The sequence below is a fragment of the Stenotrophomonas forensis genome, from assembly GCF_028752115.1.
Classification (GTDB): Bacteria; Pseudomonadota; Gammaproteobacteria; order Xanthomonadales; family Xanthomonadaceae; genus Stenotrophomonas; species Stenotrophomonas forensis.
The window spans coordinates 4,697,459-4,712,746 of sequence record NZ_CP082270.1; the positions used below are offsets into that span (position 1 = coordinate 4,697,459).

Here is a 15,288-nt window from a genome sequence, read left to right on the forward strand (position 1 = left end):
CGGTAGAAAACCGGACACAGCGAGCCGCGCATTATGCACGGGTTCAAGCACTTGCGCAAGTTACCCACAGGCCGCAGCTGAACACGCCCGGCGGGGCCTCAACGCAGGTGCGGAATCACCTGCGCCAGCAGATGGGCATCCTTCAACGCGCCATGCAGGCCGCGGTTGCCCGGAATGCGCAGGCGCTGCAGTACATCGTCCAGCTTGTTGCCCTGGCCGGGCCAGCGCCCGCGCGCCAGCTTCAGGCTGCAGGTGATGCGGCAGTGCTGGGCCAGCGTGCCGGGAATGCCGGACAGGCGCAGCTCGTTGTCCAGGAAACCCACGTCGAAGGTGGCGTTGTGCGCGACCATTTCGCTGCCGCGCAGGAACGCCAGCAGTTCGGCGGCCTTGCTGGAGAACAGCGGCTTGCCCACCAGCATCGCATCGCTGATGCCATGCACACGCTGTGCGCCCCAGTCGACCTTGCGCTGCGGCTGCAGGTAGGTGTGGAACTGGCGGCCGGTGAGCTGGCCATCGATCAGTTCAACGGCACCGATTTCGATCACGCGATGGCCGAGCCGATGGGAGATGCCGGTGGTTTCGGTATCCAGTGCGACGATGCGGCTCATGCGTGATGAAGTTTCCTGTTGCGTGCCGTGGCGATTTTCGCACGTGCCGCAGCGTGAGTGGATTCGGAAACGTTGCAGATGCTCACCCCAGCACCTCCACCACCCAATCAATGAACACCCGCAGCCGCTGGCTCATGTGCCGGTTCGGCGGGAACATCACATGCATCGGCATCGGTGGCAGCTGCCAGTCCTGCAGCACCGGCAGCAGCTCGCCATGCGCCACGTGCGGCGCGGCCATGTAGCTGGGCAGCGCCACCACGCCCAGGCCCGCCAACGCAGCCGCCAGATAGGCGTTGCCGTCGTCGAAGCCGACCGTGTAGCGGCCCTGCACTTCGACGCGCTCATCGCCGCGCTGCGCGCTGAACACTCTCGCCCGGCCACTGCGCGGGCTGAGGAAGCCGACCATGTGGTGATCGGGCCCTTCCAGCGCGCGCGGGTCGGCCGGCAGGCCAAAGCGCTGCACATAGCCCGGGCTGGCGTGGAAGCCGATCGGCAGCGCGCCGAGCGGCCGCGCCACCAGCGCCGGGTCGGCCGGGGTGCCGCCACGGATCACGCAATCCACGTTGTCGGCGATGACATCCACTTCGCGATCACTCACGCCGATATCCAGCTGAATCTCCGGGTAGCGCGCCTGGAAATCCGGCAGCGCCGGCACCAGCCGCAACCGCGCGTAAGGCCCGGGCACGTCCACGCGCAGGCGCCCACGCGGCTGGGTGGCCGCATCGCCCAGCCCGCCCTCCACCTCTTCCAGCTCGGCCAGCAGGCGGGCGATGCGCGGGTAATAGGCCGCCCCGTCGGCGGTGACACTGACCCGGCGCGTGGTGCGGTTAAGCAGGCGCAGCCGCAGGTGCGCCTCCAGCTGCTGTACCAGCTGGGTGACCGTGGTGCGGCTGACCTGAAGCGTGAGCGCGGCACGGGTGAAGCTGCCGGTCTCCACCACCCGGGCAAACGCCCGCATCGCCTCGAAGCGGTCCATGACAGGCCGTTATTGTTTGGGATTGGCAACCAATCTAGGCCGATCATCGCGGTTTATCCAGACAGCGAAGGGGCGGACGATGGCGTTCTTCCCAACCGATTCCTTCCCATGTCACAGCGTGATGTCGTTTTCCCCACCGGCCGCCAGGCCCTGTACGAGCGCAACCGCTACTCGCCGGCGATCCGTTCCAATGGCTTCCTGTTCGTCTCCGGCCAGGTCGGCAGCCGCGAGGACGGCTCGCCCGAGCCGGACTTCGAAGCGCAGGTGCGCCGCGCCTTCGAGAATCTCAACGCGGTGTTGGCTGCCGCGGGCTGCACGTTCGATGACGTGATCGACGTGACCGTGTTCCTGGTCGACCCCGAGAAGAACTTCGAGAAGGCGTGGGCGATCGTGCCCGAGTACTGGGGCGAGGCGCCACACCCGACCCTGACCGGCATCGGCGTGACCTGGCTGTACGGGTTCCAGTTCGAGATCAAGGTGATCGCGAAGCTGCCTGCAGACCGGTAGTGCCGGCCGCTGGCCGGCAGCATCGAAAGGCGTGTCGACCAAGGTCGACACCCACCAGGGCAGGAAGTCGACACCCACCGGGGCAGGAGGTCGGCACCCACCAGGGCAGGAGGCCCCCCTGCCGCCCACCTGAACGGGAGATTCCGACGAATTCCCGAAGCGGCCATTGATATTGTATCCGGCGAAAACCGCTTGCTAGCCTCCCCTTCATGCGCCGGATCTCCCGCCACCTTCGCTCGTACCTGCTGATGCTGCTGATGGCGGCGTTCGTGGTCGTGCCGGTGGCCGACGCGCTGGCGTGCACGGTGGAACCGCACGCCAGCACGGTGCACGTGGAATCCGCGCCGGATGCCGATGGCGATTCCGATGGCAAGCATGTCGGTGCCTGTGGCCACAACCACTGCCACCACTCCAACCTGAGCCTGCCGGCACACACGCTTGCCGCCTTCGGCGCGCCACTGCCGGCGCGCTGGATGAATGCAGGCGATGCGGCGACCTATGCGGTCGCCCAGGATGAATTGACGCGTCCTCCCCGGGCGTGAGTTGAGCGCGTCCCGCGATTGCGGGCTCCCGTTTCACTCACAACCGGAATCCCCCTATGTCGATCCTGACACCTCGGTCGCCGCGCGCGGCCGGGCTGGTCGTCGCTGTGCTGCTGGGCCTGGCCCCGGCCGCATCGGTGATGGCGCAAGCCGCCCCCTCCTACGACACCCTGCTTGAACGCCTGGACCAGCTGCCCGGCACCCGTGTGGGCACGGCACTGGCCGAGGCCGCCGATGCGCGCGCCGACCAGGCCCGTGCGCTACCCAACCCCTCCCTTTCCTACTCGGCCGAAAACGCCTGGGGCTCTGGCACCTACCGTGGCATGGGCAAGGCCGACACCGTGCTCACCCTGTCCCAGCCGCTGGAGGTCTGGGGCCAGCGTGGCGCGCGCGTCCGTGCCGCCCGGGCCGAGGCACAAGCCGCTGCCCTGCGTGGTTCGCAGAGCCGCAGTGATGTCGCCAGTCAACTGGCGGTGGTCTACGCACAGGCGGAAAGTGCATTGCGTCGTTACACCCTCGCCAGCGAAGCGCTCGCCCTGACCCGCGATGATGCGGCCGCCGTCAACGCGATGGTCAAGCAGGGCCGCGAACCGCAGCTGCGCGCGGTGCAGGCGCAGAGCGAAGTGGCCAATGCCACGGCGTCGCTGGATGAAGCACAGGCGTTCCGCGACGCCGCGCTGGCGCGGCTGGCCGGTGCCGCGTTGCTGGATACGCCGGTGCAGTCGATCGACAACAGCCTGCTCGACCGTGCCCCGCCGCTGCCGCGCGGTGCCACCGACGCCGCACTGGCGGTGCGTATCGCAGAAGCGGAAGCCGATGCAGCCGGCAAGCTGGTCGAGGTGGAGCGCAAGCGCGCCCTGCCCGACCTCAGCGTCACTGCAGCGCAGACCCGCTTCCGCGAAGGTGGCGAGCGTGCCTACAACCTCGGGGTCAGCCTCAGCATCCCGCTGTTCGACCGCAACCGCGGTGGCATCCGCGCCGCCAATGCCGACCAGCGCGCGGCCGAGGCACGCCTGGACCAGCAGCGCCGCGACAGCGAGGCCGAACGCCTGTCCGCCGTGGCCGGGCTGAAGGCGGCCGGCAGCCGTACCCGCGCCGCCGATGAAAGCGTGGTCGCCGCCGAAGAGGCGTATCGCCTCGCACGCGTCGGCTTCGACGCCGGACGCATCTCGCAGCTGGAACTGCGCAGCACGCGCAGCGCTCTCATCGCCGCCCGCGGCACCGCCGTGGACGCGCGCCTGTCGCGCGTCGGCGCCGAAATCGATCTTGCCCGCCTGGAAGGGCGCGCACCCTTTGTGGAGGCCCCATGACTCTCTCCCGTTCCTTCCCCCTGATCGGCGGCCTCCTGCTGACCGTGTTCCTGGCCGGCTGCGCCGGCAATGCGCAGACGCCCGAAGCGGCCGACGCCACCGCCGCCAAGGCCGGTACCGACGATGGCCACGGCCATGCCGCCGACAGCAAGGAGGCCAAGGCGGAAAGCGCCAAGGCCCCCGCCGACGCCGATGAAGGCGTGGTGCAGCTGACCCCGGAACAGATCAAGGCGTCCGGTATTGAAGTGGTCGCCGTCGGCCGCGGCGGTGGCGGTTCGACCCGCCTGTCCGGCCGGGTCGAACCGTCGGTAGGCGCACGTGCCTCGGTCGCCTCCACGGTGACCGGCCGCGTCGAACGCGTGCTGGTCGCGCCGGGCACGGCGGTGAAGCAGAACCAGGCGCTGGCCATCGTGGTCAGTGGCGAAGCTGCGGTGTTCCGCGCCAATGCGCTGGCTGCGTCGGCCGAAGCCGAGGCCGCGCGCCTGGCCTATGGCCGCGACAAGGCACTGGTCGACCAGGGCGTGGTCGCCCGCCAGGAGCTGGAAGCCTCGCGCGCCCGCTCGCTGGCAGCACAGGCCCAGGCCGCCGCCGCGCAGGCCCAGGCCGCCGCCAACGGTGCGCCCGATGCCAGTGGCCGCGTGCGCATCACCAGCCCGGTGGCCGGCATCGTCGGCAACGTGCAGGTCACCCCGGGTGGCGTGGTCGCCGCCGGCAGCGCAGTGGCCGACGTCGCCGATCCGGCGATGAACGAGCTGGTGTTCACCGCGCCGCCGGCGCTGGCCGCACAGGTCACGCCGGGCATGACGCTGGAAGTGAGCGTGCCGGGCGGCAGCTTCACCGCCACCGTCACCGGTTCGGCCGCCGATGTGCGCCAGCAGGGCGGTGTGGCGGTGATCCGTGCCACGCCGGTGAATGCCGCGCTGCCGCCGGCTGGTTCGCCGGTCTCGGCGGTGGTGGTTACCGAGGGCCAGGACGGTTCGCTCAGCGTGCCCGCCGATGCGGTGCAGAACGTTGATGGCAGCAGCGCGGTGTTCGTCGCCGTCGACGGCGGCTTCAAGGCGCAGCCGGTGCTGGCCGGGCGCCGTGCTGGCGACCGCATCGAGATCCTCGGCGGGCTGACCGGCAGCGAGCGCATCGTCGGCGCCAATGCCTTCCTGCTCAAGGCCGAACTGGCCAAGGGCGAAGCCGAGCACGGCCACTGAGGAGGCGACCATGTTCAAGCTGATCATTGAAACAGCGGTGCGCCACCGCTGGCTGGTGGTGTTCATGGCGGCGCTGATCGCTGCCGTGGGCCTGTTCCAGCTGGGCAAGCTGCCGATCGACGCGGTGCCGGACATCACCAACCGCCAGGTGCAGATCAACACGGTGGCACCGGCGCTGACACCGGAACAGATCGAACGGCAGGTGACCTACCCGCTGGAAACCGCGCTGGCCGGCATTCCCGGCCTGACCACCACGCGCTCGCTGTCGCGCAATGGCTTCTCGCAGGTCACCGCGATCTTCACCGATGCCACCGACATCTACTTCGCCCGCCAGCAGGTGGCCGAGCGCATGCGCGAGGCTTCGGAAGACCTGCCCGATGGCGCGTCGCCGATGCTGTCGCCGGTCACCACCGGCCTCGGCGAAGTGCTGATGTGGACGGTGGACTTCACCACGTTCGATCCAGCCAGGCTGGCCAAGCCCGGTGAAGCCGGCTGGCAGGCCGGTGAGGTCTACCGCACGCCGGAAGGCAACCTGTTGCGCACGCCGGAAGAACGTGCCACCTACCTGCGCACCGTGCAGGACTGGATCATCGCGCCGCAGATGCGTTCCAGCCCGGGGCTGGCCGGCGTCGATACGGTCGGCGGCTACGTCAAGGAGTACGGCGTGCATCCGGACAGCGCGCGGCTGGCCGCACATGGCCTCGGCCTGGCCGACCTGGTCACCGCGCTGCAGCGTTCCAACGTGCAGGCCGGTGCCGGTTTCGTGCAGCGTGCCGGCGAAGGCCTGGTGGTGCGTGCCGATGGCCTGGCGCTGACCACCGAGGACCTGGCACAGGCCCCGGTGGCCACCCGCAATGGCGTGGTGGTGCGCGTGGCCGATGTGGCCGAAGTCGAACTGAGCCGCGCACCACGCCTGGGCGCAGCCAGCCGCAATGGCCATGAAGCCGTGCTGGGTACCGCGCTGATGATTGCCGGCGGCAACAGCCGCACCGTGGCGCAGGCCGCTGCCGCACGCCTTGAACAGGTGAACACATCGCTGCCGGCCGACATCGTGGCGGCACCGGTGCTGGACCGCAGCGTGCTGGTCAATTCCACCATCAAGACCGTGGCCAAGAACCTCACCGAGGGCGCGCTGCTGGTGGTGGTGGTGCTGTTCCTGCTGCTGGGCAACCTGCGTGCGGCGACGATCACCGCGCTGGTGATTCCGCTGTCGTTCCTGTTCGCGGTGATCGGCATGAACCGCTTCGGCATCAGCGGCAACCTGATGAGCCTGGGCGCACTGGACTTCGGCATCCTGGTGGACGGTGCGGTCATCGTGGTCGAGTCGACCCTGCTGATGCTGGGCCAGCGCCGCGCCGAACTGGGCCGTGCGCTGACCGCGATGGAACGGCTGCGCGTGGCCGCCGATTCGGCCATGAAGATGGCGCGCCCTGCGGCCTTCGGCCAGTTGATCATCCTGCTGGTGTTCGCGCCGATCCTCACCCTGGAAGGCGTGGAGGGCAAGACCTTCCACCCGATGGCGGCCACCTTCATGCTGGCCCTGGTCGGTGCCTTCATCTTCTCCTTCACCTTCGTGCCGGCGATGGCCGCGCTGCTGGTGCGCGAGCCGAAGGTGAAGGACGGCGATGCGCATGCCGATGATGGCGAGCACGAGACCAAGCTGATCCGCGTGCTGCGCGCACGCATCGAGCCGGTGGTGCGCAAGGCCGTGGCGCATCCGCGCACGGTGCTGGCCGGTGCGGTGATGATGGTGGTGGTGGGCATCGGTTCGTTCTCGCTGCTGGGCCGCGAGTTCATGCCGACGCTGGACGAAGGCAACGTGGCGATGCAGGCCCTGCGCGTGCCGTCGACCTCGCTGGAGCAGTCGCTGGCGATGCAGCTGGCACTGGAAAAGGCGATTGCCAAGCAGCCGGAAGTAGAAACCGTGTTCTCGCGCACCGGTACCGCCGAGGCGGCGATCGACCCGATGCCGACCAACATCTCCGACAGCGTGATCGTGCTGAAGCCACGCAAGGACTGGCCGGATCCGAAGCTGGGCAAGGACGCGCTGGTGGCACGCTTCGAAACGCTGGCCGGGCAGCAGCTGGGCAACAGCTTCGAGTTCAGCCAGCCGATCGAGCTGCGCTTCAACGAGCTGATTTCCGGCGTGCGTACCGACCTGGCGGTGATGATCTTCGGCGATGACTTCAGCCAGCTGCAGAAGGTGGCCGACCAGGTGGCACTGAAGCTGCGTGCGGTGGAGGGCGCGGCTGACGTGCGGGTGGAGCAGATCTCCGGCCTGCCCACGCTCAACGTGGCCATCGACCACGTGGCGGCGGCGCAGTACGGGCTGACCGCGGCGGATGTGAGTGATGCGCTATCCACCGGCATTGGCGGTACGGCAGCCGGCAAGATCTTCGAAGGTGATCGCCGCTTCAACGTGGTGGTGCGCCTGGACGATGCCTCGCGCAACGATCCGGACCAGCTGGCTTCGTTGCCGATCGCTACGCCGTCGGGACTGGTGATTCCGCTGTCGTCGGTCGCGCGCATCACGGTGAGCGAAGGGCCGAACCAGATCAGCCGCAACAACGGCAGCCGCCGCGTGGTGGTGCAGGCCAACGTGCGCGGGCGTGACCTGGGCGGATTCGTGGGTGAAGCACAGGCGGCGGTGGCCGACGTGGCACTGCCGCCGGGCGCCTACCTGACCTGGGGTGGCCAGTTCGAGAACCTGCAGCGCGCGGAAAAGCGGCTGGCAACGGTGGTGCCGGTGGTGTTCCTGCTGATCGGCAGCCTGCTGTTCATGGCCCTGCGCAGCGGCAAGGAAGCCATTCTGGTATTCAGCTGCGTGCCGTTGGCGCTGGTCGGCGGCATTCTCGCGCTGCTGCTGCGTGGCATGCCGTTCTCGGTGTCGGCGGCGGTCGGCTTCATCGCCGTCTCCGGCGTGGCCACCTTGAACGGTCTGGTGCTGATGCAGGCGATCCGCGAGCGCCTGGATGCCGGCGACCTGCCGCTGCAGGCGGCGATCAACGGTGCATCGAGCCGTATCCGTGCGGTGCTGACCACGGCGCTGGTGGCGATCGTCGGCTTCATTCCGATGGCGATCGCCAGTGGTTCGGGTGCCGAGGTGCAGAAGCCGCTGGCGACGGTGGTGATCGGTGGCCTGATCACCGCCACCGTGCTGACCCTGCTGGTGCTGCCGACCTTCGCGGCACGGGTGGCCAAGCCAAGGGCGGTGGGGTGAAACATGACGGGGTCGGATCCTGCGATCCGACCCCGTTCTCCGATCCGCGGTAGTGCCGGCCGCTGGCCGGCAATGTCGAACGATTGCAGTGCGTGCAGGTTGCCGGCCAGCGGCCGGCACTACCTTGGAGCGGTCAGGCCTTCTTGCGTTCGGCGATGTAGGCCTGGATCTGCTGTTCCAGCACCGGCAGCGGCACCGAGCCCTGCTTGAGCAGGGTGTCGTGGAAGCCCTTGATGTCGAACTTGTCGCCCAGTTCCTTCTCGGCCTGCGCGCGCAGGCGCACGATGGCGATCTCGCCCAGCTTGTAGCTCAGCGCCTGGCCCGGCCAGGAGATGTAGCGGTCCACTTCGGTGGTCACTTCATGCTCGCTCAGCGCGGTGTGGTCACGCAGGTAGGCCAGTGCCTGCTCGCGGGTCCAGCCCTTGCTGTGCACGCCGGTGTCGATCACCAGGCGCGCGGCGCGCCACATTTCGTAGGTCAGGCGGCCAAAATCCTCGTACGGGGATTCGTAGATGCCCATCTCCACGCCCAGCTTCTCGCAGTACAGCGCCCAGCCTTCGCCATAGGCGGAGATGTAGGCGTTGCGGCGGAACTCGGGCAGGTTCTTCTGCTCGGCGGCGATGGCGCCCTGCAGCGCGTGGCCCGGATCGGATTCATGCAGGGTCAGCGCCGGCAGGTTGTACAGCGGGCGCGATGGCAGGTTGTAGGTGTTGAGCCAGTAGGTGCCCATGCCACCACGCCCGGCGGTCCAGAACGGTGCGATGTCCGGCGGCACCGGCACGATGGTGAAGCGCGCGCGCGGCAGCGTCATGTACTTGCCCAGCTGGCCGTCTGCCCGCTTGGAGATCCACGCCGCGCGCGACAGCAGCTCTTCCGGCGTCTTCGCATAGAACTGCGGATCGGTACGCAGGAAGGTCAGGAACTCGGCGAAGCTGCCCTTGAACTTCACCTGCTTGATGATGTCGTTCATCTCGCCCTGGATGCGCTCGACTTCACCCAGGCCGATGCGGTGGATCTCGTCCGGCGACAGGTCCAGCGTGGTGTATTCGTGGATCTGCTGCTTGTAGTACGCCTTGCCGTCCGGCATCGCTTCGGCGGCCAGGGTGGTGCGCGCCTGCGGCACGTACTCGCTGACGAAGAAGGTGCGCAGCTGCTGGAACGCCGGCACTACCTTGGCACTGATCGCTTCGCGCGCCTGCGCCTGCAGCCTGGCCTGCTCGGCGGCCGGAATGCCGTTGGGCAGCTTCTTGAACGGCGCGTACAGCGGCGATTCGGTCGGGTCCTTCAGTTCGGCAACGGTGGCGATGGACACCTCGCGACCATCGAGCACGGCACGCGGCACGCTGAAACCTCGCTTCAGGCCGACGCGCATGTTCTCGGTCTGCTGGCCGAAGTAGCGCGGCACGTCATTCAGGCGTGCGATGTAGTTCTGGTAGTCCTGCACGGTCTTCATCTCGCGCCGGGCCATGAAGGACAGGTTCGACCAGAACGAGGAGTCGGCGTTGAACGGCATCTCGTAGCCGCGCAGGCGCACCTCTTCGGCCAGGTTGAACACCTGGTCGCGGTAGATCGCGTAGTTGACCTGGTTGTCGGCCGACAGGGTCTTCGGGTCGATCTTCTTCAGCGCGGCCAGGGTCTCGTCCCACACCTTCAGGCGTGCCTGCTGCGCGGCCGGGCCGACGTCGGGCATGCGGGTGGCATTGGCCGGGGCATCTTCGTCCTCACTGGCCTCACCGCCGCCGTCCTGGCGCCACTTCCATTCCTTCTCGTACACCGCACGGAAGGCGGCGTCGGCGGGCGATTCGGTGGCCACGCTGGCAGGTGCAGCGGTGGCGGGCGGCGCGGCCAGGGCCACGGCGGGGGCGGACAGGGCAATCAGCAGGGCAACGGCAAGACGGGTTTTCACGAGCACAGGTTCCCGGGAAGGCAGACCCCGATCATGGCACCGCCCACCGCCCGTGGCATGGGACGAAGGTCCTGCCTGGGCCGTGCCTGGTAGCTGCCGACCTTGGTCGGCGCTGGCTTTCCCCGTGTGCCAACCAAGGTTGGCAGCTACCCGGCAAGGCTGCCGGGCATGTGGTAGATCCACGCCATGCGTGGATGCGCCGGGCCCGGATGCACATGTGCCGACCAGGGTCGGCACCTGCCGGATGGGGGCCCCGGGGGCCTCAGTGGCTGGCCCTGTCCCGCTTCCAGCCCCGGTGCTTGATGTCCAGCTGCAGGCTGTACAGCGCGGTGAACGCCGGGAACAGGTTCTGCAGCACGCCCACCGAGTCCTGCTTGGCCGAGAACAGGAAGTAGCTCAGCGTCATCAGGCTGCCGACCACGCTCATGTACCAGAACAGGCGCGGGATGACCGGCTTGCCGGCGCGCTTGGAGGCGATGAACTGGACCAGCCAGCGGCCGCCGAACATCAGCGCGCCGGTATAGCCGATCAGCTTCCAGCCGGTCACGTGCAGGCCGGTCCAGTACAGCCAGGTCAGCGGCTGGTCGAGCCAGTGCAGTGCCAGGCCCATCACCGCTCTTCCACCGCGGTGCGCTTGCTGCGGGTGATCAGCCAGGCCACGCCGCGAAGGTCGCGGATGCCGACCAGCGCGCGGCCCAGGTTGTTGTACTTGGACACGCCGGCGGTACGGTGGCGGTGGTTGACCGGCACGCTGGTGGTCTTCCAGCCAGCACGCTGCATCAGCGCCGGCAGGTAGCGGTGCATGTGGTCGAAGTACGGCAGGTCGAGGAAGGCGCTGCGCTCGAACAGCTTGATGCCGCAGCCGGTGTCGGGCGTGTCATCGCGCAGCATGCGCGCGCGGATCGCATTGGCCCAGCGGCTGGCCCAGCGCTTGCTGCCGCTGTCCTGGCGGTTGACGCGCCAGCCGGCAAACAGCTTCACCTGCGCCTCGGCCGCATCGCGCGCGGCCAGCAGCTTGGGAATGTCGGCCGGATCGTTCTGGCCATCGCCATCCAGGGTGGCGATCCACGGCGCCCGCGCATGCTTGACGCCGGTGCGCACGGCGGTGCTCTGCCCGCTCTGGTTCACGTGGTGCAGCACCCGCAGTTCCGGCGTGGTCGCCTTCAGGCCCTGCAGGACGGCCAGGGTGTCATCGCGCGAGTGGTCATCGATGTAGACGATCTCGAACGGTACCCGGCCACGCAGCGCCGCGGTGATTTCGGTGACCAGCGGGGTGACATTGTCGCGCTCGTTGAACACGGGGACGACAACGGAAAGCTCGGGTTGGCTCATAAGGCACTCGGCCAAAGGGGGACAAAGACCGCGCATTCTCCGAAACCGAGGTTATCCGAAGATGAACCCGGCGGCGTGAGGATCCGTCCTCAGGCGCGATCACCAAAGTACTCGCGGCACCATTCCACGACGGGTGGCAATCCCACTTCGATCGGGGTCACCGCGTCGAAGCCGAAGGCATCATGGGCGCGCCGGGTATCGGCCATCGTGCGCACCATGTCGCCGGGCTGCATGGGCTTGTAGACCTTCTGCGCGGGGCGGCCGGCAGCCTGCTCGATCACGCCGATGAAGCGCTCCAGCTCGACCGGCGTATGGTTGCCGAGGTTGAACACCCGGTGCGGCACCGGACCGTCGGCCGGATGCGCGAGGGCGCCAAGGATACCGGACACGATGTCGGAGACATGTGTGAAATCGCGCTGCATGCGGCCTTCGTTGAACACATCGATCGACCGACCGGCCAGCACTGCGCGCGAGAACAGCAGCGGCGCCATGTCCGGCCGGCCCCACGGGCCATACACGGTGAAGAAGCGCAGGCCGGTGGCATGCAGGCCGTACAGCTGAGCGTAGGTGTAGGCCATCAGCTCGTTGGCGGCCTTGGTCGCCGCGTACAGCGAGCGTGGCTGGTCCACGCGCTGGTCTTCGGAGAACGGCGGCGTGGCCGAGTCGCCATAGACCGAGCTGCTCGACGCATACACCAGGTGCTGCACGCCACGGTGGCGGCACAGTTCGAGCATGTTGACGAAGCCGACCAGGTTGCTGTCTACGTAGGCGTGCGGGTTTTCCAGCGAATAGCGCACGCCGGCCTGCGCGGCCAGGTGGATCACCGCGGTCGGCTGCACCTCGTCGAACAGCGCGGCCAGGCCATCGCGGTCGGTCAGGTCCAGCGTGCGCAGGTCCAGCGTCGGGCACAGCGCGGCCACGCGGTCGCGCTTGATCTGCGGGTCGTAGTAGTCGTTGAAGTTGTCCAGGCCGACCACCGGCTGGCCAGCCTCCAGCAGCGCGCGGGCGGTGTAGGCACCGATGAAGCCGGCAGCGCCGGTGAGCAGGAGGGTCATTGCAGTTGCCTGGAAATCAATGAGTACAGATGCAGAGGATACGCTGCGGGCTCAGAACAGCCCGAAACGCTTCTTGGCCACATTGCTGCGGCCGGGTTCGATCACGTCCTGGATGTTCTTCGCATCGAAGCGGTCGAGCAGTGCTTCGGCGCCCTTTTTCAGCTTCAGGTCCATCTCTTCCGGGTACAGCGGCATGAGGGCCATGAAGGCGATGGTCTTGCCGTCCTCGAGCACCAGTTCGGCGAAGTCTTCCGGGGTGGTCACCGGCGGCAGCACGATGGCACCGTCGAAACCCACGCCCGGCGCATAGGGCTCGCTGGGGTGGCCGTTGGGGATGGTGTGGCCGAAGCCCAGCCAGGTGTCGTACTCGTGCGGCAGCCGCGCCATGCCCTTCAGCAGACGCACCGGCCAGTAATTGCGTTCATCCTCGAAGGCGTCCTGCGAGATCGGCCAGTCGGCCGGCAGGGTCACCATCAGCTCCATGTAGCGCGGCACGTCCGCATCCACCTCGGCGGGCACGGTCATCGGCAGGTCGCTCATGCCGGAGGTCACCAGCCGCAGGTACGGGAACTGCTCATTGGCCGGCACCACGTGCACGTCGATGTGCACCAGGTCGGAGATGATCTCGTGGAAGACGCCGGACACTGGGCCGAGATGGCGCTCGATGTGCGCGCCGATGGCCTCGATGTGCTCTTCGCCCTGCGCCGGCGTGAAGTCCTTCTGGCGACTGTGCACCATGATCGGGCTGCCGCCCGGGCTGACGTCGTCGAATGCGTTGCTCATGTCCTGCTCCCTGGATGAGGCCACGGGCCGGAAGGCAGTACATCCCACGGCGCGCGCGGCGGTACGTTCCCTGTCATTCGCGGGACACGGCAGGAACGGGCCGCGTCCCCCGTTGCTGCACCGGGCTCAGCCCTGGCGCGTACGCAGCTTTTCCAGCACGCCGTCGAGCGTGTCCAGATCGGTGTAATGGATGATCAGCTTGCCCTTGCCGCCGCGGCCGTGGTTGATCGCCACCTTGGCACCCAGCGCTTCGGACAGCTCGGTTTCCAGCGAGGCGATGTCGGCCTGCTGCACCTTCGGCGTGGCCACCGGGCGGTTGCTCGGCACCTTGCCAGCGGCGAAGGCCTGCGCACGGCGCTCGACCTCGCGCACCGACCAGCCTTCGTCGGCCGCTTCCTGCGCCAGCTTGCCGGCCAGCTCGGGGGCCAGGGTCAGCAGCGCGCGGGCATGGCCCATTTCCAGGCGGCGGGTTTCCAGCAGCAGGCGGATTGCCACCGGCAGCTCCAGCAGGCGCAGCAGGTTGGACACCGCCGCGCGCGAGCGGCCGACGGCCTCGGCGGCCTCGGCATGGGTCAGGGTGAATTCGCTGATGAGGCGTTGCAGCGCTTCGGCTTCTTCCAGCGGATTGAGGTCTTCACGCTGGATGTTCTCGATCAGCGCCATCGCGATGACGGTGCGGTCTTCCAGCTCGCGCACCACCACCGGCACTTCGTCCAGCCCGGCCAGCTGCGAGGCGCGCCAGCGGCGTTCACCGGCAACGATTTCGTAGTTGCCCGCCGGCAGCTGGCGCACCAGGATCGGCTGGATCACGCCCTGCGACTTGATCGAATCGGCCAGCTCGGACAGCTTGCCCTCGTCCATCTCGCGGCGCGGCTGGTACTTGCCCGGCTGCAGCTGGCCGACGGCCAGCTTGCGCAGCACTTCGCCCGGCAGCGGCTCGATCACCGCGGTGGTGGCCTGCACCTGGCTGACCGCGCCCTTGGGACCGAGCAGCGCATCCAGGCCACGGCCGAGGCCTCGCTTCTTGGCTGCCGGCTTGCTGCTGGTCATCAGACGGTCTCCACGGCCTTGGCGGCCTTGTTGCGTTCGTTGTTGCGGCGGATGATCTCGCCGGCCAGGCCCAGGTAGGCCACGCCACCGCGCGAGGCGCGGTCGTAGCCGACGATGCTCTGGCCATGGCTGGGCGCCTCGGCCAGGCGCACGTTGCGCGGCACGATGGTGCGGAACACGCGGTCGCCGAAGTGCTCGGTGAGCTCGGCCGAGACCGCGTTGGCCAGGTTGTTGCGCACATCGAACATGGTGCGCAGCACGCCTTCGATCTCCAGCGCCGGGTTCAGGCTGGTGCGCAGCGCTTCGATGGTTTCCACCAGCGCGCTCAGGCCTTCCAGCGCGTAGTACTCGCACTGCATCGGCACGATCACCGAATCGGCGGCGGCCAGCGCGTTGAGCGTCAGCAGCGACAGCGCCGGCGGGCAGTCGATCAGGATGTAGTCGTACTCGTCGCGGATCGGCGCCAGCGCGCGCTTCAGGCGCTGCTCGCGCTCGCTCTCACCCATCAGCTGGATCTCGGCAGCGGTCAGGTCGATGTTGCCGGGCAGCAGGTCATAGCCCTCGGCGGCCTGCACGCGCACGTCGGCAGCACTGTTCTCGCCAAGCAGCAGATCGCAGGTGGAGGCAGCCAGCTCGCGCTTGTCCACGCCACTGCCCATGGTCGCGTTGCCCTGCGAATCCAGGTCGACCAACAGCACGCGCTTGGGTGCGTTGGCCAGGGAAGCGGCCAGGTTGACGGCGGTCGTGGTCTTGCCGACGCCACCCTTCTGGTTGGCGATGGCGATGATGCGGGCCAT

The 15,288-nt window shown here is 68.2% G+C and carries 14 protein-coding genes; 5 read left to right on the top strand and 9 right to left on the bottom strand.

The window, feature by feature from the left end:
- Positions 1-98: 98 nt before the first annotated feature.
- Complete coding sequence (gene dnaQ, locus K5L94_RS21440; protein WP_049456343.1) at positions 99-608, bottom strand: DNA polymerase III subunit epsilon; 510 nt, start codon at positions 606-608, stop codon at positions 99-101.
- Positions 609-690: 82 nt separating this feature from the next.
- A complete protein-coding gene (locus tag K5L94_RS21445; protein WP_274511339.1) occupies positions 691-1,584 on the bottom strand; it encodes a LysR family transcriptional regulator in 894 nt (297 codons plus the stop codon).
- Between the two features lie 108 nt (positions 1,585-1,692).
- On the opposite strand from K5L94_RS21445, the gene K5L94_RS21450 reads away from it, so the two are divergent.
- From K5L94_RS21450 to K5L94_RS21470, 5 genes are all read left to right on the top strand, one after another.
- Positions 1,693-2,091, top strand: a complete 399-nt coding sequence (locus K5L94_RS21450) for a RidA family protein (RefSeq protein WP_021203524.1) — start codon at positions 1,693-1,695, stop codon at positions 2,089-2,091.
- A gap of 209 nt (positions 2,092-2,300) precedes the next feature.
- The gene (locus tag K5L94_RS21455; protein WP_180880059.1) at positions 2,301-2,633 is read left to right on the top strand and encodes a hypothetical protein; all 333 of its coding nucleotides are present in this window, start codon (positions 2,301-2,303) and stop codon (positions 2,631-2,633) included.
- Positions 2,634-2,689: 56 nt separating this feature from the next.
- On the top strand, positions 2,690-3,943 hold the full coding sequence (locus K5L94_RS21460) for a TolC family protein (protein ID WP_274511340.1): 1,254 nt from the start codon (positions 2,690-2,692) through the stop codon (positions 3,941-3,943).
- The gene (locus K5L94_RS21465) at positions 3,940-5,145 is read left to right on the top strand and encodes an efflux RND transporter periplasmic adaptor subunit (RefSeq protein WP_271261422.1); all 1,206 of its coding nucleotides are present in this window, start codon (positions 3,940-3,942) and stop codon (positions 5,143-5,145) included. The genes K5L94_RS21460 and K5L94_RS21465 overlap by 4 nt, the downstream gene beginning before the upstream one ends.
- 10 nt (positions 5,146-5,155) lie before the next feature.
- Complete coding sequence (locus K5L94_RS21470) at positions 5,156-8,365, top strand: efflux RND transporter permease subunit (RefSeq protein ID WP_271261423.1); 3,210 nt, start codon at positions 5,156-5,158, stop codon at positions 8,363-8,365.
- Positions 8,366-8,498: 133 nt separating this feature from the next.
- Here K5L94_RS21470 and K5L94_RS21475 read toward each other — a convergent pair whose 3' ends face one another.
- The 7 genes from K5L94_RS21475 to K5L94_RS21505 form a co-directional block, all read right to left on the bottom strand.
- Complete coding sequence (locus tag K5L94_RS21475) at positions 8,499-10,271, bottom strand: DUF885 domain-containing protein (protein WP_274511341.1); 1,773 nt, start codon at positions 10,269-10,271, stop codon at positions 8,499-8,501.
- Positions 10,272-10,533: 262 nt separating this feature from the next.
- Positions 10,534-10,881 (bottom strand): lipid-A-disaccharide synthase N-terminal domain-containing protein, encoded by a 348-nt coding sequence (locus K5L94_RS21480; protein ID WP_006476984.1) that lies wholly within the window; start codon positions 10,879-10,881, stop codon positions 10,534-10,536.
- Positions 10,881-11,603, bottom strand: a complete 723-nt coding sequence (locus K5L94_RS21485; RefSeq protein WP_274511342.1) for a glycosyltransferase family 2 protein — start codon at positions 11,601-11,603, stop codon at positions 10,881-10,883. The genes K5L94_RS21480 and K5L94_RS21485 overlap by 1 nt, the downstream gene beginning before the upstream one ends.
- An 89-nt stretch (positions 11,604-11,692) precedes the next feature.
- Positions 11,693-12,658, bottom strand: a complete 966-nt coding sequence (locus K5L94_RS21490) for an NAD-dependent epimerase/dehydratase family protein (protein ID WP_053451166.1) — start codon at positions 12,656-12,658, stop codon at positions 11,693-11,695.
- A gap of 51 nt (positions 12,659-12,709) precedes the next feature.
- Complete coding sequence (locus K5L94_RS21495; protein WP_133935922.1) at positions 12,710-13,441, bottom strand: suppressor of fused domain protein; 732 nt, start codon at positions 13,439-13,441, stop codon at positions 12,710-12,712.
- Positions 13,442-13,567: 126 nt separating this feature from the next.
- A complete protein-coding gene (locus tag K5L94_RS21500) occupies positions 13,568-14,491 on the bottom strand; it encodes a ParB/RepB/Spo0J family partition protein (protein ID WP_008267278.1) in 924 nt (307 codons plus the stop codon).
- Entirely contained in the window at positions 14,491-15,288 is a 798-nt protein-coding gene (locus K5L94_RS21505) for a ParA family protein (protein WP_006476989.1), read from the bottom strand. Before K5L94_RS21505 ends, K5L94_RS21500 begins: the two co-directional genes overlap by 1 nt.